This is a genomic window from Arthrobacter sp. USHLN218, from assembly GCF_037144715.1.
GTDB lineage: Bacteria > Actinomycetota > Actinomycetes > Actinomycetales > Micrococcaceae > Crystallibacter.
Genome location: NZ_JBBCYT010000006.1, coordinates 64,607 through 83,526 on the forward strand (window position 1 = coordinate 64,607; position 18,920 = coordinate 83,526).

The window sequence follows — 18,920 nt, forward strand, 5'->3', positions numbered from 1 at the left end:
TGGGATTGGCGGTTCAGGCTTCGGCTGCTGCGGTTCCGGTCAGGGGTTCGGTTTCGACGACGACGTCCGACGGCTTCTTGTCCGGGCGGAAGCCGCGCCAGACCGGGTGGCGCAGCTTGCCGGCCTCCGTCCGCTCGCTGAACTGCACCTCGCCCACCAGCGCGGGCCTGACCCAGTGCGCGTCGGCCGCGTCGGCGGAGGGGACACCGGCCAGCGGCGGCGTCTTGCGGGCCATCTTCTTCAGCCGCGCCCCCACGGCGGCCAGGTCACGTTCGGTCAGGCCGGAGCCGACCCGGCCGATGTAGCGCAGCTCCGGCCCGTGCGGCACGGCCACGAGCAGCGAGCCGATCTTGCGCTCCCTGCTGCCTTTGCCCGGCCGCCAGCCGACGATGACCACTTCCTGCGTTGTCTGGTGCTTGATCTTGATCCAACTCCTCGAACGTGCCCCGTCCGTGTATGTGCTGTCCACCCGTTTGGCGATAACGCCCTCCAGGCCGATCTCCTTGCTGGTGGAGACGGCCTGCGCCAGGGTGAGGTCCATGTCCGGCGGAACGTGGACGTGCCCGCCGGCCTCCACGGCCTTGGCGAGGATCTCCCGGCGCTGGCAGTACTCGAGCCGCAGCAGCGAGTGCCCGTCCAGATGCAGCAGGTCGAACAGCATCAGGTGCACCGGCGTGCTCCTGGCGGCCTGGTCGATCTCCCGCTTCTTCGTGAGGTTCATGCGGGTCTGCAGCAGCCCGAAATCGGGGCGGCCGGCCTTGTTCAGCGCCACGATCTCGCCGTCCAGCACCGCCGTCGAGGCGTGCACCGCGTCCGGCAGGTCCGCGAGCTCGGGATAGCCGGACGTGAGGTCGTTGCCGTTGCGGCTGATGAGGCGGACGCCGTTGTCCTCGATGATCGCGATCGCCCGGATCCCGTCCCACTTCATCTCGAACGCCCACTCGTCCTCATCCGTGATGTCCGCCCCTCCGCCCTGTGAGGCCAGCATCGGCTTCACGAACTGCGGCTCGGCGTCCTTCGCCAGATCGTCGTCCTGCCGCTCGTGCGGCGTCCCCTTGCGGTAGGAACCGGGCGTCTGGTCCTTCATCAAGTGCATCAGCCAGTTGTTTTCGCCGCGCTCCCCGCCGGTATGGATCAGCGCATAGCGCCGCGGCCCCGCCGGACCGCCGTCCCGGCTGAGCCCGCCGTCCTCGCGCCCGTGCAGGATGACGATGATCTCCTTGCCGTCCCGCCATTTCTCCAGGTCGTAGGTGCCCGCGTCCCAGATGGTGACCTCGCCGGCCCCGTACTCGCCCTTGGGAATCGTGCCCTCGAAGCCGCCGTATTCCAGCGGGTGGTCCTCGGTCTGCACGGCGAGGTGGTTTTTGCCTGTGCCCGGCGGAGGCCCCTTCGGCACCGCCCAGGACACCAGGACGCCCTCGCGCTCGAGCCGGACATCATAGTGCAGCCGCCGGGCATGGTGCTCCTGGATCACGAAGGTGTTGCCGGCCCGGTCCACCGGGCTGGCCTCCGGCACCGGCTCGGGGGTCAGCGACGCGTCCCGCATGGAGCGGTACTTGCTCAACCGGTCCGCTGCCGGCCCCGCGCCGCCGTCGTTCTCCTCTGCCTCCACAGCCGCGTCCCGGGCCTCCTCCAGCGACTCCTCCGCCACCGCGCCGGAACCCATCCCGGCAAGCACATCGCCAAGCTCCGCCACCCGGTCCAGCACCTGGCGGTAGTCCAGGTGGCCAAGGTCCGGGTCCTCGAGCTCCTCCCAGGTCCGCGGCGCCGCGACCATGGGATGCAGCCGGCCGCGCAGCGAATACGGGGTGATGGTGGTCTTGTTCCAGTGGTTCTGGCTCCAGTCGAGCAGCACCCGCCCCTGCCGCAGCGTCTTCTTCATGTCGCTGACCACCAGGTCCTTGTGGTCCGCCTCGAGCATGCGCGCCAGTTCATGTGCGACGTCGGACACCTCCTCGGAGGTCTGCGTTCCGTCGAGCGCGGCGTAGAGATGGATTCCCTTGGAGCCGCTGGTCACCGGCCGCGGATCCAGCCCCATGTCCACTAGGATCCTGCGGACCATTCGGGCCACTTCGGCGCACTCGGCCAGGCCGGCCCCCTCGCCGGGGTCCAGGTCCAGCACCATCCGGTCCGGATTGTTCCGCTTGCCGCGCGGGCCGAATTTCCACTGCGGCACATGGATCTCCAGCGCGCTGATCTGGGCCAGCCAGGTCAGGGTGGCCAGATCGTTGACCATTGGGTAGACGTTCGTGCCGCTCTTGTGCTCGATCGCGTGCCGCTTGATCCACGAGGGAGCCGAGTCCTCCAGGTTCTTCTGGAAGAACACCTCGCCCGGCCTGGCCGCGGTTCCGACGCCTTCGACCCAGCGCTTGCGCGTGACCGGACGGTTGGCTGCATGCGGAATCAGGTACGGCGCAATGCTCGAGTAATAGGACAGGACGTCCGCCTTAGTGGTGCCCGTTTCGGGGTAAATGACCTTGTCCAGGCTGGTCAGCCTCAGGCGGTGCCCCTCCACCTCGACGATCTGCCGCTGGGCACTGCTTGTCCTGGCCATAGGCTTAGTCTTGCCAATATGCGCCCTGATAGCTAGTAATTGCCAGCATGCTTGGTGTTGACTTGTCCCATGCGAGCCATCTGGAAAGGGGCCGTGGCCTTCGGGCTGGTCAACGTCCCGGTCAAGCTGTACAGCGCCACCGAAGACCATGACGTCAAGCTCCACCAGGTCCATGAGAAGGACGGCGGGCGGATCCGGTACCAGCGCCGCTGCGAGGTCTGCGGAAAAGTCGTCGAGTTCAAGGACATCGACAAGGCCTTCGACGACGGCGAACGCACGGTCGTGCTCACGGACGAGGACCTGGCCTCCCTGCCCGTGGAGAAGAACCGGGAGATCGACGTCGTCGAGTTCGTCCCGAGCGACCAGATCGACCCGATCATGTTCGACCGCAGCTACTACCTGGAGCCGGATTCGAAGTCCACCAAGGCGTACGTGCTGCTGCGCAAGACGCTCGAGGACACGGACCGGACGGCAGTGGTGAAGTTCGCGCTGCGGCAAAAGACCCGGCTCGCCGCGCTGCGGGTGCGCGGGGACGTGCTGATGCTGCAGACGCTGCTCTGGGAGGACGAGGTCCGCGAGGCCAGCTTTCCCTCGCTGGAGGAGACGGTGCGGATCTCGGCGAAGGAGCGCGAGATGTCGGCCGCGCTGGTGGAGTCCTTCTCTAGCGACTTCAAGCCCGACGAGTTCACGGACGAATACCAGGAGCAGCTTCGCACGCTGATCGACGCCAAGATCGAACAGGGCGAGTCGCTGGACACCGAGGCCACGTTCGGCGAGGAAGGCGAGGAAGAGGGCGGCAAGGTCCTGGACCTGATGGAGGCGCTGCGGCGCAGCGTGGAAAAGAACCGCGAGGGCAAGAAGCCCGCGGCCGGGAAGGATACGGCGGCGGAGTCCAAGGCCAAGCCGGCTTCCAAGGCGTCCGGCCGGAAGACCGCCGCGAAAAAGGACGAGGACGAAGAGGCCGCGCCGAAGCGCCCCCGGGCCAAGGCCAGCAAGGGCGCCTGACCCGCGCTACTGGCGGTAGCCCTCGACCTCGTCCACGGGGCGGACGCGGGCGTCCTCCGGATCGTCGCCGGCCTTCCGCTTCGCGCGGCGCTGGCGCAGCAGGTCCCAGGACTGGTCCAGCTGCTCCTCCAGCCGGGCCAGGTCGGCGGCCCGCGCCTCGGCCTGTTCGCTGTCCTCGGCGCCGATTTCGCGCAAACGCTGCTCCTGCTGGATCAGGTCTTGGATCCGGCGGTGGATCTCGTCGTCCATGTTGGGCCTCCTGCTCGCTCGGGCTTGCTGGCTCGGTTATCAGGCTACTGAGGCTCGCCGCTGGCGGCCAGCAGTTTCTCCACCTCCGCCTCTCCGAGCACCGGCTGGCGGTATTCGTCGCTGAGGATGTTCCGCATCGCCTCGGCATACTCTTCGTTGGTGGAGGCCATGGCGTCCGCCGCGTACACCACGCGGAAGTTGTTCGCGAAGGCGTCGGCCGCCGTCTGGGCCACGCAATTGTGGGTGGCCACCCCCGCCAGGACCAGCCGGCCGGCCCCGAAATTCCGCAGCCGCAGCAGCAGGTCCGTGCCCATGAAGGCGCTGTCCCGGGTCTTCACCATGCGCGGCAGGCCCTCGTGCCGCAGGCCGTCAACGAACTCGGCCTGCTCGCTGCCGGAGAAGATGAAGCCCTGGTCGTCGTCGAGCATGCTCAGCGTCCAGGTGGACTTGTCCCGCTCGTGCTCGGTGCAGACCAGCAGCACCGGAACGTCGTTGGCGGCGGCCGCGGCGACCAGGCGGTTGCAGGCCGCCACCACCTCGTCCTGCCGGCCGCGGAGGGCCTCGGCCTCGAAGTAGGCCTTCTGCATGTCGATGACCAGAACGGCCGTCCCGGAGCTGTCCATGGTTCCTCCCAAGGTTTCCAACCATTTTGGAAGCAAGCTTAGCTATCCCTTGACGGCCTGCGTCCAACAGGGTGGGGTGGGAGTTGACCTTGCAGGAAAGGACAACTGGATGAAATCGCTCTGGCTAGACACCGCGCCCGCCATTCCCGCCGATTCCTTCGAGCCGGGTGCCGAATACGACACGGTCATCGTCGGCGCCGGGCTCACGGGCCTGGCCACCGGCGTCCTGCTCTCGCGCGCCGGCCAGCGCGTCGCAGTCCTCGAAGCACGCAGCACGGGGGCGGTGACCACCGGCAATACGACGGCGAAAGTCTCGCTGCTGCAGGGGCGCCAGCTCTCCAGGATCACCGCGCACCACGGTGCCCGCACCGCCCGGGCCTACGTGGAGGCGCAGCGCGAGGGCCAGGCGTGGCTGCTGCGCTTCTGCGAGGAGCACAACATCGCTTACGAGCGGCGCGACGCGTTCACCTACGCCGCCACCGGGCAGGGCGTTGCCGACCTGCGCAGCGAACTGCAGGCGGCCACCGACGCCGGGCTGGGCGGAGAATACGTCGAGGCGGCACCGGAGCTGCCCTTTCCCGTCGCCGGGGCGCTGCGCCTCGCGGACCAGGCCCAGCTGCACCCGATGGAGCTGCTCGCCGGGCTGGCCGCAGAGCTGCGCGAGCGGGGCGGAGTGCTGATCGAGCGGATCCGCGCCACTAACGTCTCGGTCACCCGGGATGCCATCGGGTCCCGGCGCGCCGAGGGCGGGCAGGCCGGCCGCAGGCTGACCGTGCACAGCGCGGCCGGCCAGGTCACCGCGGAGCACGTGGTGCTCGCCACCGGCACGCCGGTCCTCAACCGCGGCGGGCATTTCAGCGTCCTCAAGCCGCAGCGCTCCTATGCCGCCGCGTTCAACGTGCCCGGCGGCATGCCGTCCGGCATGTACCTCTCCATCGACGCCCCCACCCGCAGCCTCCGCACCGCCGGACACGCCGGGCGGCAGGTGCTCATTGTCGGCGGCAACGGGCACAGCGTCGGCCGGCAGCAGCACACCAAAGGCAACCTCGAGGACCTGGTCCGCTGGACCAAGGACCAGTTCCCCGGGGCCGAGCTGACGCACAGCTGGTCCGCGCAGGACTACGAGCCCGCGGCCGCGGTCCCCTATGTGGGCCGGCTGTCCTTCGTCGAGGACCGGATCCTGGTGGCCACCGGCTTCAACAAGTGGGGCCTGACCAATGCGGCGGCCGCGGCGCTGGCCTTGTCCTCCACCCTGCTCGGCGGCTCGAAGCCTTGGGCCGCAGAACTTTACAAGGCAGGAATAGCGGCCCAGGACGCGCTGTCCACGGTCCAGACGAATGCCGAGGTCGGCCTGGAACTGGTCTCCGGCTGGCTCGGCGGCCTGACCCGCACCTCGCAGACATCCCCGCCCGAGGGCCAGGGCACGGTGGTGCGCGGGAACGCCCGGCCCGTCGGAGTGAGCACCGTGGACGGGACCACCCGGCGGGTCAGCGGCATCTGCACCCACCTAGGCGGCGTGCTGACCTGGAACGACGCGGAGTGCAGTTGGGACTGCCCGCTGCACGGCTCCCGCTTCGCGCCGGACGGCACGGTACTGGAGGGACCGGCGACCCGCGACCTTGAGGCGAAATAGCGCGGCGGCCGCGGCGGCCGCCCTCGCCGCGACCCTGTTCCTAGGCGGTTGCGCCACCGCGGAAGGCGGCGTCGATGGCACGCTGGGCCGGGCCATGGAGCAGACGTCCTCGGCCGCCGCAACGGCCCAGCTGGCCCTTGACATCCACCTCCAGGACCGGAGCATCAAGGGGTTGACCGACTCGACGCTGCAGGACGCCCTGAAGGAGACCACGGACGCCGCCACCAACATCGCCGAGGCTGAGCCGAAGAACCAAAAGGAAAGCGACGACCGTGCCGCCGCAAGGGACCTGGCATTTACCGCCGTCGCCCTGCTGAACCAGGCCCAGGACCTGGTTCAGGCGGATAATCACGGCGCGGAAACGGCAGCCGTCGCCGCCGAACTGGGACGGCTGGCGGAGCGCCTGGACGCTGCGGCGAAGGAGTGGCTGCCGTGAAACGCATCCTCGGCGTTGCGCTGGGCATCCTCACCGCGATCGGCGGCTTCGTCGACATCGGCGACCTCGTGACCAACGCAGTCGTCGGGTCCCGCTTCGGCCTCTCGCTGCTTTGGGTGGTCGTCCTCGGCGTTATCGGAATCTGCGCCTTCGCCCATATGTCTGGAAAGGTCGCCGTCGTCAGCGGCCGCGCCACGTTCGAAATCATCCGCGAACGCCTCGGCTCCCGCGCCGCCGGCGCGAACCTCGGGGCCTCCTTCCTGATCAACCTCATGACCGTAACGGCCGAAGTCGGCGGCATCGCGCTGGCCCTGCAACTGGCCAGCAGCGTGAATTACCTGCTCTGGATCCCGCTGGCCGCCCTGGCCGTCTGGCTGGTCATCTGGCGGGTGAAATTCAAGATCCTGGAGAACGTCACCGGGCTGATGGGCCTGTCGCTGATCATCTTCGGGGTCGCCCTCTTCGCGCTGGGACCGGACTGGACCGAGCTGGCGGACCAGGCGCTGACGCCGGCCATCCCGGGCAACGAGGGACCCGCCGTCTACTTCTATTACGCCGTGGCCCTGTTCGGCGCGGCCATGACGCCGTACGAGGTCTTCTTTTTCTCCTCCGGCGCCGTCGAGGAGGGGTGGAAACTGAAGGACCTGATGCAGTCGAGGATCAACGTCCTGGTCGGCTTCCCGCTGGGCGGGCTGCTCTCCGTGGCCATCGCCGCCTGTGCCGCCGTGGTGCTGCTGCCCGCGGGAATCCAGGTCACCTCGCTCTCCCAGGTGGTCCTGCCGGTGGCCGAGGCCGGCGGCAAGCTGTTCCTGGCCATCGCGATTATCGGCGTGGTGGCCGCGACCTTCGGGGCCGCGCTGGAGACCACCCTCTCCAGCGGCTACACGCTCGCCCAGTTCTTCGGGTGGTCCTGGGGGAAGTTCCACCGCCCCGCGAACGCTGCGCGTTTCCACCTGTCCATGATCCTCACCCTGCTCATCGGCCTGGCGGTCCTCGCCACCGGGGTCGATCCCGTCCTGGTCACCGAGTACTCGGTGGTCTTCTCCGCGATCGCCCTGCCGCTGACCTACATCCCCGTGCTGATCGTTGCCAACGATCCGGAGTACATGGGCGAGCACGTCAACGGCCGGGGCCTGAACCTGCTCGGCACCTTCTACCTGGGCATCATTCTGGTCGCGTCCCTGTCCGCCATCCCCCTCATGATCGTTACCGGAGCCGGAGCATGAATTCCTACAAGGGCAAGGTGCTGGACGCGCAGCTGCACCTCCTGGACCGGCAGATCCTCGATACCGAGGACGTACCCGTCACCACGGTGGACGATGTGGAGCTCTCCGGCATTCCGGAGGGCACGATCCCGCCCGGCACCGCTCCCCCGGTGATCACCAACCTGCTCAGCGGCTCCGTGCTGGGCACGCGGATCTTCGGCGGCCGCCCCCCGACGGGACGGCTGGAACGGATTCCGTGGCGGAGCATCGGCCAGATCGGCACGGTCATCCGCCTGAACATCGCGGGGGCCGACCTGGACATCCGTTGGGTGGAACACTGGGTGCGGGACCACGTCATCGGCCGGATTCCGGGAGGCCGCCATGATCCTCAGTGACCTGCTCGGCAGCGCCGTGACGGACCACGACGGCGGACGCCTGGGCAAGGTGGTCGACGCACGGTTCGCGCTGGACGGATCGCACGCGCCGCTCCCCGGGGCGCTGGCCGAGGCGCGGCTCGAGGGCTTCATCGTCAGCCCGCACAGCGGGACGTCCTTCATGGGCTACGAGCGTTCCAGGGTCACGGCGCCTTGGCCGATCGCCCAGCTGCTGAGGTGGCGGCACCGCGGCGCATTCCTGGTGGCATGGGAAGACGTGGAGCGGATCGATAAGCGCCGGGTCGTGCTCCGCCCCGGCTTCCGGCGGCGCAGCCCCATGCTGCCCTGAGCCGCCATCCATCCTTCACTCCCTGTTCACTGTCTCTTAACGCTAGGCTCGAGGTGATGGCACGCAAAAAACTCCGCCCGATCTTCCTCGCCGCCGCCCTGCTCGCGCTGCCGCTGGCAAGCTGCGGCTCCGACTACCCGCTCGGGGCCGAACAGGAAGCCGCCGCGCAGCATGGCTCGGACCTGGAAGGCACACTGTCCGGCGCCGGCTCGTCCGCACAGAACGCCGCCATGGACGCCTGGCGCGCGGAATTCGCCCTGCTGAACCCCAAGGTCCAGATGCAGTATTCCCCGGACGGGTCGGGCGCCGGCCGCACGGCTTTCCTGGCCGGTGCGGTGGACTTTGCCGGCTCGGACGCCTACCTGGACGACGAGGAAATGGAACTCGCCAAGGATGTCTGCGGACCCGGCGGCGCCTTCAACGTTCCCGCCTACGTTTCGCCGATCGCCGTCGGCTTCAACCTGCCGGGCATCAGCGAACTGAACCTGGATGCGGCGACCATTGCACAGATCTTCAAGGGCGAGATCGCCACCTGGGACGATCCGGCCATTACCCGCCAGAACCCCGGCGTGGACCTGCCGGACCTGCCCGTCTCCCCGGTCACCCGCGGTGACGACTCAGGCACCACCGAAAACTTCACCGAGTACCTGCACGCCGTGGCACCCGAGGCGTGGACCGCCGATCCTTCGGACTCCTTCCCCGCGGAATACGTCGGCGAGAACGCCCAGGGCAATGCCGGCGTCGTCAGCATGGTCGCGCGCACCAAAGGTGCCGTGACCTACGCCGATGACTCCGCCGTCGGACCCCCGCTGGGCAAGGTGAACCTCAAGGTCGGCGACGACTTCGTGCCTGTCACCGCCGAGGCCGCGGCCAAGGCGCTGGATCAGTCGAAGCCCGTTGAGGGCCGGCCCGAGGGCGACCTTGCACTGGAACTGAACCGGACCACCACGGCGGCGGGAGCCTACCCGCTCCTGCTCGTCTCGTACCACGTGTACTGCAGCAGCTACGAGGACGCACACAAGGTCGAACTCGCCAAGACCTTCGCCAAATACGTGCTGAGCCAGGAAGGCCAGGCCGCGGCCGCCGAGTCCGCCAAGTCCGCGCCCCTCTCCGAACGCCTCTCGGCTCAGGCGATCGAGACGGTGGACCGGATCAGCGCCCGGTAGTTCCCCCTTCGGTCTCCCCCGCCGCCTCCGGAACCGGGCCGGCGCCTCGGGCCCGGGCAGCATCCGCGGCCCGGTGGCGCGGGATGGCCTCGCCCATCTCGCCGTGAGCGCCCGGCTGGTCCTTGGCCGCCGCCGGGTCCTGCATGGGGATGTCCGGCTGTTCCGTGACCCCGGGCGGGAAGCCGCCGCCGGCGGTGCCGCCGAAGTAATCGTGGCTGCCGAGGCCGTGCTCCGGGACCCCGTGGTGGGTGAGCGTGCCGCCGGACTCGGCAAAGTCCTTGAAGCGCCAGAGTTCGTTGCGGACCTCCCGGTGGTCCGACCCCACGCGGTGGCCGGCCTTCTGCACCATGGACCCAGGCTGCCAGTCGATCGACGCGGACATCCGGGTATTCCCGTTGTCGATGGGGGTGAAGACCATCACGCCGCTGTGCGGCATGTCCCCGGTCCCCTCCCAGGCCACGCGTTTGCCCGGATCGTCCGAGGTAATGCGCGTGTCGAATTCGCGGCGCCGGCCCGCGATCTTGACCACCCAGTGATGGGCCCCGTCGCCGGTCCGGATCACCCGCTCTACGCTGCGCATGAACAGGCTGAAAGCCTCAAAATGCATCCACTGGCCGTACGCGTCATCCGCGCCGAGCGTTACGTCGATGGTCTCTTCGATGCGTGCCATGGGAATCCCTCCACTGACGATAAATCAACGGTACCCAGCACCGGCACGCGCGGCAATGGTCCGGCCGCAGGTCAGGCCCCGCCGGCCTCCGGCTCGTTGTCCGGGTCGTTCAAGGTGCCGCCCGGGACATCCTGCGCCGGGGCCGAACCGCCGGGCTTGTCCGACTTGGCCGCAGGATCCTCGACCGGCAGGTCCTCCGTGCCGCTGGCGCCGGGCGGGAAGCCGCCGGCCCCTGTTCCGCCGTAGTAGTCCGTGCTGCCGTTTTCGTTCTTCGACTTGCCCCGGCCGACCGCGTCCGGTTCGCCCTCGCCCCTGTGCCGCATGCCTGGCTTCCTCTCGTCGTCTCCCGGTGCTTCGCGTTTCGTCCCACCGTACGCAACAAGCCCCGTACCGGCAACGGAATGCCGGGGCTGCCGGCCGAAGGCCACGCGTTAAAGCCCGACGGCGGACGGCTCCCTTCGCTGCGGGAGGGAACCGTCCGCCGTCGTCAGTGCTTTGCGCGATGCGCGCCTAGCCCGAGGGCGTGCGAGCCTAGTTCGAGGGCAGGACGAACGCGGCGTCGACGTTGATGGTCACCTTGTCGCCGACCAGTACGCCGCCGGCCTCCAGCGCCGCATTCCAGGTGATGCCGAACTGCTTGCGGGAGATCTGGGTGGTGGCCGAGAAGCCAGCGCGGGTGGCACCGAACGGATCCACGGCCATGCCGCCGAACTCCACGTCGAAGACCACCGGCAGGGTGGTGTCCTTGATGGTCAGGTCGCCGGCCAGCTTGAACTCTTCCGGGGTGCCCTCGACGCCGCTGGCCTTGAAGGTCATGTTGGGGTACTGCTCGACGTCGAAGAAGTCGGCGCCCTTGACGTGCGCGTCGCGGTTGTCATCGTTGGAGTCGAAGGACGCGGTCTTCACCACGGCCTGCACGGACGAACCCTCGAGCGTCTCGCCGACCACGAGGGTGCCCTCGGCGTCGGTGAACTGGCCGCGCACCTTGCTGATGCCGGCGTGGCGGACGGTGAAGCCGACCTCGCTGTGGGCCAGGTCCAGGTTCCAGGTTCCGGGGGTGAGTTCGATGGCCATGAGTGCCTCCTAGGGTTGCTTATCCGACAGCATTTTTCATGCGTTCGTATATAACTGTAGCGGCGTATTAGTTGATACGTCAACATAATATGCATCACACTGCCGCCGCCGCAATACTTTCGCCCGATAATGGAGCAGAGGCGACGGGGAGGCTACTTCCCCGTGAACTCCGGCTTTTCCTTGGCCAGGAAGGCCCGGGTGCCGATCCTGGCGTCCTCGGTGCCGAAGGCTCCGGCGAACGCATCGCGCTCCAGCTTCAGGCCCTCGGCGGTAGGCAGCGCGGCCACGGCATCCACCGTCCGCTTGGCGCTGGCAACGGCCGCCGGCGACTTGGCGGCGATTTCGGCGCCGGTGGCCGCAGCGGCCTCCAGCATCTCCTCGCGCGTGTCGAAGACCTGGTTGACCAGGCCGATCTCGAGGGCGCGCGCTGCGTCGATGGCGCGGCCGCTGTAGATCAGCTCCTTGGCCCGGGCCGGGCCCACCAGCTGCGGCAGCCGGACCGTTCCGCCAAAGCCCGGAATCAGGCCGAGGTTGACCTCCGGCTGGCCGAACTTGGCGTTCGCCGTCGCGTAGATGAAGTCGCAGGCCATCGCCAGTTCCAGTCCGCCGCCGAGGGCGAAGCCGTTGACGCAGGCGATCACCGGCATCGGCAGCTGCTCCAGCGCCCGCGTCACCTCCAGCATCGCGCCGCTGTAGCGCGCGGCCTGCTCCCCCGTCATGTCCGCCAGTTCGCGGATGTCGGCACCGGCGGCGAAGGCCTTTCCGCCGGAGCCCGTGAGCAGCACGCAGCGGATGCCGGCGGCCTCCGGCGACCGCAGCTCCTCGACCAGCTCCGCCAGCTCGGCCACCACGCGGCTGCTCAGCGCGTTCATGGCCTCAGGCCGCTCCAGCGTGACGGTGGCCAGCGCCTCGGCCCGCTCGATCTTCAGTGTCTCGTACTGCTGCATGCGGTCCTGCCCTCTTTCGTCCCGTTGCTGAGTGTTCAACTACTTCGGCTAAGCCTGCGACTGCAGCAGCCGCACCGTGTCGGCCACCTGCTGCTGCCCGCCGGCCACGTGCCAGCGGTATCCCTTGACCTGCACGACGGCGGTGTCCCCGCCGGCCGCTTCCACCAAGGCCTTGCCGGGGAGCCAGTCCCATTCCGGCAGCCCCTGCTGCAGCCACACCCCAAATATGCCCGCGGACGTGGCGGCGAGCTCGCAGGAGGCGGAGCCCCAGGTGCGGTAGGTCGCCGCCCCGAGCACGGCCGCGAGGTACGGCTCCGCGGCGTTCCCGTCCCGCAGGTAGGTGTGGTGGAGGTAGGCGGCGGCGCAGCTCTGGTCCAGCGGGGTGCTGGCCTGGACTGACGCCGGGACCCCGTTGCGCGTGGTCGGACGGTCCTGCCCGCCCAGCCAGAGGGCATCCTCCGCGGGGTGGTACACGGCGCCCAGCTGCACCCCGCCGTCGTCCTTGAGGGCCAGGGCAGCACACCAGTACGTCGCCCCGGTAAAGAAGTTGTAGGTTCCGTCCACCGGGTCGATCACCCAAGTCCGGCCCGAAGTGCCGGCGTACTCGGACCCCTCCTCGCCGAAGATGCTGTCCTGGGGCCGCACCCGGCGCAGGGTGTCCACCACCAGCTTCTCGGCCGCCATGTCCGCCGCCGTCACCACGTCGGAAATGCTCGTCTTCTCCTCGAACGTCGTCACGTCGGAGCGCATCCGGGCGGCCAGCTGGGCCGCGGAGCGCACCAGCCAGGCCGCCAGGTCGGCATCGTCAAGATGGTCAGGGTTCTGCGGCAACGTCATGGCACCAGCCTAACCGCGGCCGGTCACCGTCCGTGACGCTTGGGGCGCCGGCCCTTCGGCGGCTGCCGGCCCTTGGGGCTCTTGCCCTTGGTTCCCTGGCCGCCCTTGGTGCCGCTTTTGGCGGGGCTTTTGCCGCCGCCCTGGGCGCCCGCCGTGCCGCCCTGTCCGCCGGCTCCCTTCCGGCCCCGGGTATCCTTCTTCGCCTCGGCCTCGCGGCGCACGGACGGCTGGCGCGAGCTGTTGGCCGTGCGTCCGCGCACCACGCCGATGAATTCCTCGATGACCTCGTCGGTGCGCTCTGTGAGCCAGGCCAGGCCGACCTTCGTCTCCGGGTAACCGGCCACGATCCGGCTGATGACGTCCTTGCGGCTGTAGTGCCGGGCCACCGACATCGGCAGGACCATGACTCCGGCCCCGGACGCCACCACTTCCACGCCCGTCCTGGCTCCGCCCATCTCCGCCGGATCCAGCACCGTGAACGCGGCCAGTTCGGCGGCCGGGACCTCCTCGTCATAGAGCTCGAGCTCGTGCTCCTTCGGCGCCACCACCACCGGCCGCTCGGTGTACAGCGGGATCAGGCTCAGTTCCTCCCGGCCCGCGGGCGGCTCGGCGTCCGCCGCCTGCCGGATGAAGCACATGTCAGCCCGGCCGTCGCGCAGGACCTGCAGCTGCTCGTCCTCGCCGCAAGCCAGCACGCGCAGCGGGATGTCCGGCATCCGGTCCGCCCAGCGGCGCGTCCACTTGTCCGGGATAACACCGGGGACCAGGCCGATGGTCAGCGTCCGCTGCCCGGGGGTGTCCGTGTCCATGCGTTCCTCTCGGCTGCGCGCCCGTCGGGGGCCCGGTCCTTCAATAGATTAGCCGAGGGCGGCTACGCTGGTCCCATGACAAGCGCGCGACCGTCCCAGACCATGAAACCGGCCACAGCAGCCAAGAAGCTGGGCATCTACCTGCCGGCAGCACCCCAGGAATTCCAGGACAACCCCGTCTCGCGCGAGGAATTCGACCAGCTCCAGGCCAACCCGCCGCAGTGGCTGCAGGACCTGCGCCGCAACGGGCCGCACCCCCGGCCGGAAGTCGCCCGGAAACTGAACGTCTCCATCGGCGGCCTCGCGCGCGGCGGAATCACGGATCCGCTGACGACGGCGGAGATCACCGCGCTGCTGCAGGATCCGCCCCAGTGGCTGGTCGCCGAGCGCGCGTCCTTCGCGGCCGTCCGCGCCGAGGAACAGCGGCTCAAAGAGCGCACCGAAACCCGGTCGAGCTAGGCTTTCGCGAAGACAGGCCCGGCAAAACCAGGGCGGAGCCGGCCGGGCCGGCCGGGTTAGTCCTGGTGCAGCTGGACCAGGTTGCCGCAGCCGTCGTCGAACACCGCGGACAGGATGCCCGAGGGATCCGGCTGCGGCTCGGCGGTAAACTTCACGCCTCGGGCGACCAACCGCTCATACTCTGCCTGCACATCAGGCACCCCGAAGACGATGGTGGGCATGCCGGCGTCGTACACGCCCTTCATGTACGCCTCGCCGAGCGGGTTGTCGCTGGGCTCCAGCAGCAGGCCGGTCCCCTGCCCCTCCTCGGGCGACTTCACGATGTAGAGGAAGTACTCGGGCATCGCGACGAGTTCCTCGAACCCCAGAACCTCGGTGTAGAACTTGAACGCTTCCGCCGGGTCTTTGACATGGATGCTGCACATTTTGATCCGCATTGTGCGAGCCTACCGCGGACCCGCGGCCAACCGGAGGAGCGCCGGACAAAAAGAAGGGTCCGGTCCGAAGACCGGGACCCTTGCCGCCGCGTCGGGGAGCCGGCCGGTTAACCGGCCTGGTCTCCCGCCGCCCGCCCGTCCGGCTAGCCGTCCTGACCCTCGGCGGCCCTGCGCGTGGTGAACGGCAGGACCAGCCGGGACTGGTGGGCCGCGTCGCGGTAGATCTTATGGGTGACGGGCCGGCCCACGGGGAGGTGGAAGGCGTCCGGCGGCAGCAGTGCGTTGTGCTCGTCGGCCAGCGGCTCGGCGTTCGACAGCTCCACCGTCAGCTTGTGGCCCGGCCTGAACGTGTTGGCGAACGGGTAGAGGCGAAGCACGTACTCCTCGATCTGCCCGGGCTCCACCGGCACCGCACGGGTGTGCGGGTGGTACGGATTGCCCTCGGTCGTGCGGTCGTCAAGCTCGCGGTGCGAGGCCTTCAGGTAGCCGCTGGTGATGAGCTGGCGCTTGCCGTTGGGGGCGTAGTCCCACAGACGCAGGATGAAGTTGGTGTCCGGCTGGTCGAGCTCGGCGAAGATGTGGGCGGCACCGGTGCCGATCATTTCCGTATCCTCTTCGAACGGCGCGGTGCTCCAGCTGATGATCTCCACCTTGTCCGTCACCGTGAGCGGCGCCTGGTAGAAGCCGTCCGGGGCGGCATACTCGGAACCCATTGGCTCCGGTTCGGTCGAGAGCTTGTGGCGCGGGCGCAGGTAGAGGGACGTGTATTCGACGTCCTTCGGCGGCCACTGGTCCGCGTTGATGATCTCCCGGGAGCCCTCGACGAAGACGCTCACGGCCGGTTCGTCCAGGACACCGTTATCGATGCCCTTGAGCCAGTAGTCGTACCAGCGGAACATCTTGTCGTGTTCCTCGATGAACGGGCGCGACTGCATCGGCGGGTAGGGCCCCACGGTCAGCTTCTTGGGGCCCTTCAGCGCGTTGTACAGCTCGATGGTGCCGTCCAGCGTCCAGCCGCGGCCCTGGTCGAGCTGCAGCCAGACCGGGATGTCGATGTTCGGGGCCAGCGTGATGGGGTTGCGTTCCTCATACCAGTCCCCGTCCAGCTCGTTCATGACGATGTCGAACCATGCCTCGTGGTTCTTGGGGTAGTTCAGGACGTGCACCAGGTTCGGCCACGCGGCCACGTCCGGGTCCCGGAGGCGCTTCGCGACGAGCTTCTTCAGCTCCTCGGGAGAGTACTTCTCGATCATGCGGGACTTGACGTTGTCGGTGAAGGCCCAGCCGGAGTCGCCGCCACGGCCCTCCCGGGCGGCACGCGGCATGAACCACATGACGCCGCCGTGGTAGGTCGTCTCGTAGAAGTCGTAGTGTCCGCCGGAAACGAAGATTGCCTTCAGGTGCGGGGGGCGCTCGGCGGCGGCCAGCACCTGCATGGAACCGAAGTAGGAGATGCCGACCATGCCGACATTGCCGTCGCACCACGGCTGCGCCGCGACCCACTCAATGAAGTCGTAGGCGTCCTGGCCCAGGGAAACACCGCCGGCGTTGTAGTTGCCGATGTGCTCGCCGCCGGACGCGCCGGAGCCGCGCAGGTCGCCGATGACGTGGACATAGTCCTCCTTGACGATGCGGGCGATGTCCCCGGCTTCGATGCAGCCGTCCCACATCGGGCTCGGACGGCGCTGCGGCGGAGTAGTGAGTGCCAGCGCCTGCAGTTCCTTGCCGTAGGGGCTCAGCGCGACCAGTGCCGGACGCGGCTTGTCCTCGAGGCCCTGGTAGGTGTCCGCGGCCAGTTCAACGCCGTCCCGCATTGGGATCCGCAGGTCCTTGCGGATGGCGATCTTCTCCCCGCCCGCATTCCACGTCGTGAAATCAGTCATGAGTGTGCAGCTCCTAAGCAAACGTCGAGTGTCCCGCCAGCGCATGTTGCGGCCTCGGCGTGACTCAAGCATATTATTATAATAAAGTTGGTGGATCAAGGCCCTGGCACCGTTGCGATCCGCGCGCTGCGCTGAAAGGCTCGGAGCGGGAGCACCGTCCCTCCCCCGACATGGCCGCCGACCATCCGACCCGGAAAATGGGTCCCGGAGCCGAGGAGAGAACGTTGACGCAAGAAGTGCAAGTCCATCCGCTGGTATCCCCCTGGGGCCGCTTCGGCCTGTACAGCTTCTTCATCGACGCACCGGAACCGGCCATCGTGGACACCGGAGTCAGCTCGTCTCCCGCCGAGGGCATGGCCCCCGCCCTCCAAAAGCTCGGCCGCAGCATAGAGGACGTGCGCTGGATCCTGCTGACCCACGGCCACATCGACCACCTCGGCGGCGCCCACGCCCTGTGGGAGCTCACGGGCCGGCGCGCGCAGGTCGTGATCCATCAGGCCGACGCGCCCCTGCTGCGCTCCCGCCGCGCCCACGTCGACCAGTACCTCTCCGTGCGGCAGCAGTACCTGCAGGACCCGGAGGCCGAGGCCAAGCAGGCCGGCATGGCCCAGCAGGCCATCTCGGGCGAGATGGAACCAACCCTGCTGGTGAAGGGCGGCGAGACCCTTTCCCTCGGCGGGGGCGTCTCCGTGTCCGTGCGCCACATCCCGGGCCACACCGCCGGATCCGTGGCCTACGTCATCGACGGGCAGGACGACGTCTTCGTGGGGGACGCGGTCCAGGCCCACGGCGCCGCCAACGGCTTCCCGGGTTACGAGGACCCGGCCGCCTACCGCTCGAGCCTGGAGTACCTGCGTGACGAAATCCGTCCGAACCGCCTGTTCCTGGGCCACCCTTACCGCGGCCCGGACGGAGAGCCCTATGAGATCGGCCTGGACCGGGACGGCGCCTACCGGGCCTTGCAGCAGAGCATCGACCTTGAGGCCCGCATCGCCGACGCCGCCCGCCGCTGCCTGAAGGACGGCCTGCAGGACACGGATTCACCCCACTCCCCATTCGCCCGTGTGGCCGAGGAGCTCGGCTACACCGGCGACCCCTCGCTGGAGCCTTCCCCGTTCTTCACCACCCTGCACGGCTACCGCCAGCGGTTCGGCGAGGGCAGCTGACCTCACGCGGCAGGCCTCCGCCGCGCCCGGCGGAGGCCTTAGCCGACAACGACGACGACGGCGCCCACCTTGGGTAGGTGCGCGCCGCCGTTGTGGGGGTTGGGGAGGGGCCCCGGTCGGTTAGTCCCGGTTCAGGAAACCGGCAGTCTCTTCGAAAGCCCGGTAGAACTCCGGAATCCAGGAGAAGTTCTGGACGAAGCCGTGGTTGGCCCCCGCATAGCGGCTGACCTTCACGTCCACGCCGGCGTCCTTCAGGCGCTGCCCGTAGAATTCTCCCTCGTCGCGCAGGGGGTCGAACTCCGCCGTGATGACCAGGGCCTTGGGCAGGCCCGAGAGGTCCTCGCGCTTGATCGGAGAGACGCGCGGGTCCGCCGGATCCGCGCCGCTATCAATGTAAAAGGCGTTGAACGGCTTCAGGCCCGCTGTCTCCAGTCCGAAGCCTTCGGCATTCTCGCGCAGCGACGCGTAGCGGTCTACGTCGAAATCCAGGTCCAGCGACGGGTAGAACAGGATCTGGTGCGTGATCCGGTCGAACCCCTCGTCGTGTGCCTTGGCAGCGACGGCGGCCACGAAGGTGCCGCCCGAGCTGTCGCCCGCGATGGCGAGGTTCTGCCCGTCCCAACCCAGGCTTTCGCCCTGCTCCGCGGCCCAGCGGACCACTTCGTAGCAATCATCCAGGCCGGCCGGGAAGGCGTTCTCCGGCGCCAGCCGGTAGCCGACGGAAACGACCTTATAGCCGGTTTCCTTGGCCAGCGACCGTGCGACGTGGTCGTGGGTGTCCAGGCTGCCGAGGAAGAAGGCGCCGCCGTGGAAGTACACCAGGACCCCATAGGCATCCGCCCCGGGGGGCGTGTAGATCCGCACCGGCACGTCGCCGGAGCGTGTCGCAGCCGCGGCGTCCTCCACGGCGTGCAGCGGAATCCGGTCCTCCAGCGGCGGGATCTGCGCCGCCTCGCCGGCGCGCATCGCTTCCGGGTCCAGCGGGGAGCCGTCAGGCGCCGGGAGCGTGCTGAGGATCTTGGCAATTTCGGGATGGATCGGCAC

21 protein-coding genes are annotated in these 18,920 nt (G+C 68.7%); 9 read left to right on the forward strand and 12 right to left on the reverse strand.

Features of this window, described 5'->3' with window-relative positions:
- Nucleotides 1–13: 13 nt before the first annotated feature.
- Nucleotides 14–2,554 (reverse strand): ATP-dependent DNA ligase, encoded by a 2,541-nt coding sequence (locus WFH44_RS14430; RefSeq protein ID WP_336714614.1) that lies wholly within the window; start codon nucleotides 2,552–2,554, stop codon nucleotides 14–16.
- A 69-nt stretch (nucleotides 2,555–2,623) separates the two neighbouring features.
- On the opposite strand from WFH44_RS14430, the gene ku reads away from it, so the two are divergent.
- Entirely contained in the window at nucleotides 2,624–3,559 is a 936-nt protein-coding gene (gene ku, locus WFH44_RS14435; RefSeq protein WP_336714615.1) for a non-homologous end joining protein Ku, read from the forward strand.
- Between the two features lie 6 nt (nucleotides 3,560–3,565).
- On the opposite strand, the gene WFH44_RS14440 is transcribed toward ku, so the two are convergent.
- Together WFH44_RS14440 and WFH44_RS14445 are read right to left on the reverse strand one after the other, a co-directional pair.
- A complete protein-coding gene (locus tag WFH44_RS14440; RefSeq protein WP_336714616.1) occupies nucleotides 3,566–3,808 on the reverse strand; it encodes a DUF2630 family protein in 243 nt (80 codons plus the stop codon).
- A gap of 44 nt (nucleotides 3,809–3,852) precedes the next feature.
- Entirely contained in the window at nucleotides 3,853–4,431 is a 579-nt protein-coding gene (locus WFH44_RS14445; RefSeq protein WP_336714617.1) for a cysteine hydrolase family protein, read from the reverse strand.
- Nucleotides 4,432–4,540: 109 nt separating this feature from the next.
- Here WFH44_RS14445 and WFH44_RS14450 point away from each other — a divergent pair, with 109 nt between their 5' ends.
- Genes WFH44_RS14450 through pstS form a run of 6 tightly spaced genes read left to right on the forward strand, consistent with a single transcriptional unit; the run spans nucleotide 4,541 to nucleotide 9,594 of the window.
- Nucleotides 4,541–6,064, forward strand: a complete 1,524-nt coding sequence (locus WFH44_RS14450; RefSeq protein WP_336714618.1) for an FAD-dependent oxidoreductase — start codon at nucleotides 4,541–4,543, stop codon at nucleotides 6,062–6,064.
- The gene (locus WFH44_RS14455; RefSeq protein WP_336714619.1) at nucleotides 6,051–6,500 is read left to right on the forward strand and encodes a hypothetical protein; all 450 of its coding nucleotides are present in this window, start codon (nucleotides 6,051–6,053) and stop codon (nucleotides 6,498–6,500) included. The genes WFH44_RS14450 and WFH44_RS14455 overlap by 14 nt, the downstream gene beginning before the upstream one ends.
- Nucleotides 6,497–7,726 (forward strand): NRAMP family divalent metal transporter, encoded by a 1,230-nt coding sequence (locus WFH44_RS14460; protein ID WP_336714620.1) that lies wholly within the window; start codon nucleotides 6,497–6,499, stop codon nucleotides 7,724–7,726. Before WFH44_RS14455 ends, WFH44_RS14460 begins: the two co-directional genes overlap by 4 nt.
- On the forward strand, nucleotides 7,723–8,100 hold the full coding sequence (locus WFH44_RS14465) for a hypothetical protein (protein WP_336714621.1): 378 nt from the start codon (nucleotides 7,723–7,725) through the stop codon (nucleotides 8,098–8,100). The genes WFH44_RS14460 and WFH44_RS14465 overlap by 4 nt, the downstream gene beginning before the upstream one ends.
- Nucleotides 8,087–8,428, forward strand: coding sequence for a PRC-barrel domain-containing protein (locus tag WFH44_RS14470; RefSeq protein ID WP_336714622.1), 342 nt, complete (start codon nucleotides 8,087–8,089; stop codon nucleotides 8,426–8,428). Before WFH44_RS14465 ends, WFH44_RS14470 begins: the two co-directional genes overlap by 14 nt.
- 56 nt (nucleotides 8,429–8,484) lie before the next feature.
- Nucleotides 8,485–9,594: a phosphate ABC transporter substrate-binding protein PstS gene (gene pstS, locus WFH44_RS14475; RefSeq protein WP_336714623.1), complete on the forward strand. Its 1,110-nt coding sequence runs from the start codon at nucleotides 8,485–8,487 to the stop codon at nucleotides 9,592–9,594.
- On the opposite strand, the gene WFH44_RS14480 is transcribed toward pstS, so the two are convergent.
- The 6 genes from WFH44_RS14480 to WFH44_RS14505 form a co-directional block, all read right to left on the reverse strand.
- Nucleotides 9,581–10,264, reverse strand: a complete 684-nt coding sequence (locus tag WFH44_RS14480) for an SRPBCC family protein (RefSeq protein WP_336714624.1) — start codon at nucleotides 10,262–10,264, stop codon at nucleotides 9,581–9,583. The genes pstS and WFH44_RS14480 overlap by 14 nt on opposite strands.
- A gap of 71 nt (nucleotides 10,265–10,335) precedes the next feature.
- Complete coding sequence (locus WFH44_RS14485) at nucleotides 10,336–10,587, reverse strand: hypothetical protein (protein ID WP_336714625.1); 252 nt, start codon at nucleotides 10,585–10,587, stop codon at nucleotides 10,336–10,338.
- 208 nt (nucleotides 10,588–10,795) lie between these two features.
- A complete protein-coding gene (locus WFH44_RS14490) occupies nucleotides 10,796–11,338 on the reverse strand; it encodes a YceI family protein (RefSeq protein ID WP_336714626.1) in 543 nt (180 codons plus the stop codon).
- Between the two features lie 152 nt (nucleotides 11,339–11,490).
- Nucleotides 11,491–12,285, reverse strand: a complete 795-nt coding sequence (locus tag WFH44_RS14495) for an enoyl-CoA hydratase/isomerase family protein (RefSeq protein WP_336714627.1) — start codon at nucleotides 12,283–12,285, stop codon at nucleotides 11,491–11,493.
- A gap of 48 nt (nucleotides 12,286–12,333) precedes the next feature.
- Nucleotides 12,334–13,122, reverse strand: a complete 789-nt coding sequence (locus tag WFH44_RS14500) for an inositol monophosphatase family protein (protein ID WP_336714628.1) — start codon at nucleotides 13,120–13,122, stop codon at nucleotides 12,334–12,336.
- A 23-nt stretch (nucleotides 13,123–13,145) separates the two neighbouring features.
- Nucleotides 13,146–13,931: a LysR family transcriptional regulator substrate-binding protein gene (locus tag WFH44_RS14505; protein WP_336714629.1), complete on the reverse strand. Its 786-nt coding sequence runs from the start codon at nucleotides 13,929–13,931 to the stop codon at nucleotides 13,146–13,148.
- Between the two features lie 75 nt (nucleotides 13,932–14,006).
- On the opposite strand from WFH44_RS14505, the gene WFH44_RS14510 reads away from it, so the two are divergent.
- Nucleotides 14,007–14,390 (forward strand): DUF5997 family protein, encoded by a 384-nt coding sequence (locus tag WFH44_RS14510; RefSeq protein ID WP_336714630.1) that lies wholly within the window; start codon nucleotides 14,007–14,009, stop codon nucleotides 14,388–14,390.
- Between the two features lie 56 nt (nucleotides 14,391–14,446).
- Here the strand turns inward: WFH44_RS14510 and WFH44_RS14515 are convergent, their stop codons facing one another.
- Together WFH44_RS14515 and WFH44_RS14520 are read right to left on the reverse strand one after the other, a co-directional pair.
- Nucleotides 14,447–14,827: a VOC family protein gene (locus WFH44_RS14515; RefSeq protein ID WP_336714631.1), complete on the reverse strand. Its 381-nt coding sequence runs from the start codon at nucleotides 14,825–14,827 to the stop codon at nucleotides 14,447–14,449.
- Nucleotides 14,828–14,970: 143 nt separating this feature from the next.
- Entirely contained in the window at nucleotides 14,971–16,710 is a 1,740-nt protein-coding gene (locus WFH44_RS14520) for a CocE/NonD family hydrolase (protein WP_336714632.1), read from the reverse strand.
- Between the two features lie 224 nt (nucleotides 16,711–16,934).
- Here WFH44_RS14520 and WFH44_RS14525 point away from each other — a divergent pair, with 224 nt between their 5' ends.
- Nucleotides 16,935–17,876: an MBL fold metallo-hydrolase gene (locus tag WFH44_RS14525; protein WP_336714633.1), complete on the forward strand. Its 942-nt coding sequence runs from the start codon at nucleotides 16,935–16,937 to the stop codon at nucleotides 17,874–17,876.
- A gap of 120 nt (nucleotides 17,877–17,996) precedes the next feature.
- Here WFH44_RS14525 and WFH44_RS14530 read toward each other — a convergent pair whose 3' ends face one another.
- Entirely contained in the window at nucleotides 17,997–18,920 is a 924-nt protein-coding gene (locus WFH44_RS14530; protein ID WP_336714634.1) for an alpha/beta hydrolase, read from the reverse strand.

Excerpts from the sequence above, each read along its gene's own strand:
- WFH44_RS14510 (WP_336714630.1), top strand. The coding sequence starts at position 14,007 with ATGACAAGCGCGCGACCGTCCCAGACCATGAAACCGGCCACAGCAGCC.
- WFH44_RS14430 (WP_336714614.1), bottom strand. The coding sequence starts at position 2,554 with ATGGCCAGGACAAGCAGTGCCCAGCGGCAGATCGTCGAGGTGGAGGGG.
- WFH44_RS14485 (WP_336714625.1), bottom strand. The coding sequence starts at position 10,587 with ATGCGGCACAGGGGCGAGGGCGAACCGGACGCGGTCGGCCGGGGCAAG.
- WFH44_RS14450 (WP_336714618.1), top strand. The coding sequence starts at position 4,541 with ATGAAATCGCTCTGGCTAGACACCGCGCCCGCCATTCCCGCCGATTCC.
- WFH44_RS14445 (WP_336714617.1), bottom strand. The coding sequence starts at position 4,431 with ATGGACAGCTCCGGGACGGCCGTTCTGGTCATCGACATGCAGAAGGCC.
- WFH44_RS14465 (WP_336714621.1), top strand. The coding sequence starts at position 7,723 with ATGAATTCCTACAAGGGCAAGGTGCTGGACGCGCAGCTGCACCTCCTG.
- WFH44_RS14500 (WP_336714628.1), bottom strand. The coding sequence starts at position 13,122 with ATGACGTTGCCGCAGAACCCTGACCATCTTGACGATGCCGACCTGGCG.
- WFH44_RS14480 (WP_336714624.1), bottom strand. The coding sequence starts at position 10,264 with ATGGCACGCATCGAAGAGACCATCGACGTAACGCTCGGCGCGGATGAC.
- WFH44_RS14495 (WP_336714627.1), bottom strand. The coding sequence starts at position 12,285 with ATGCAGCAGTACGAGACACTGAAGATCGAGCGGGCCGAGGCGCTGGCC.
- WFH44_RS14505 (WP_336714629.1), bottom strand. The coding sequence starts at position 13,931 with ATGGACACGGACACCCCCGGGCAGCGGACGCTGACCATCGGCCTGGTC.
- WFH44_RS14440 (WP_336714616.1), bottom strand. The coding sequence starts at position 3,808 with ATGGACGACGAGATCCACCGCCGGATCCAAGACCTGATCCAGCAGGAG.
- WFH44_RS14520 (WP_336714632.1), bottom strand. The coding sequence starts at position 16,710 with ATGACTGATTTCACGACGTGGAATGCGGGCGGGGAGAAGATCGCCATC.
- pstS (WP_336714623.1), top strand. The coding sequence starts at position 8,485 with ATGGCACGCAAAAAACTCCGCCCGATCTTCCTCGCCGCCGCCCTGCTC.
- ku (WP_336714615.1), top strand. The coding sequence starts at position 2,624 with ATGCGAGCCATCTGGAAAGGGGCCGTGGCCTTCGGGCTGGTCAACGTC.
- WFH44_RS14470 (WP_336714622.1), top strand. The coding sequence starts at position 8,087 with ATGATCCTCAGTGACCTGCTCGGCAGCGCCGTGACGGACCACGACGGC.
- WFH44_RS14515 (WP_336714631.1), bottom strand. The coding sequence starts at position 14,827 with ATGCGGATCAAAATGTGCAGCATCCATGTCAAAGACCCGGCGGAAGCG.
- WFH44_RS14490 (WP_336714626.1), bottom strand. The coding sequence starts at position 11,338 with ATGGCCATCGAACTCACCCCCGGAACCTGGAACCTGGACCTGGCCCAC.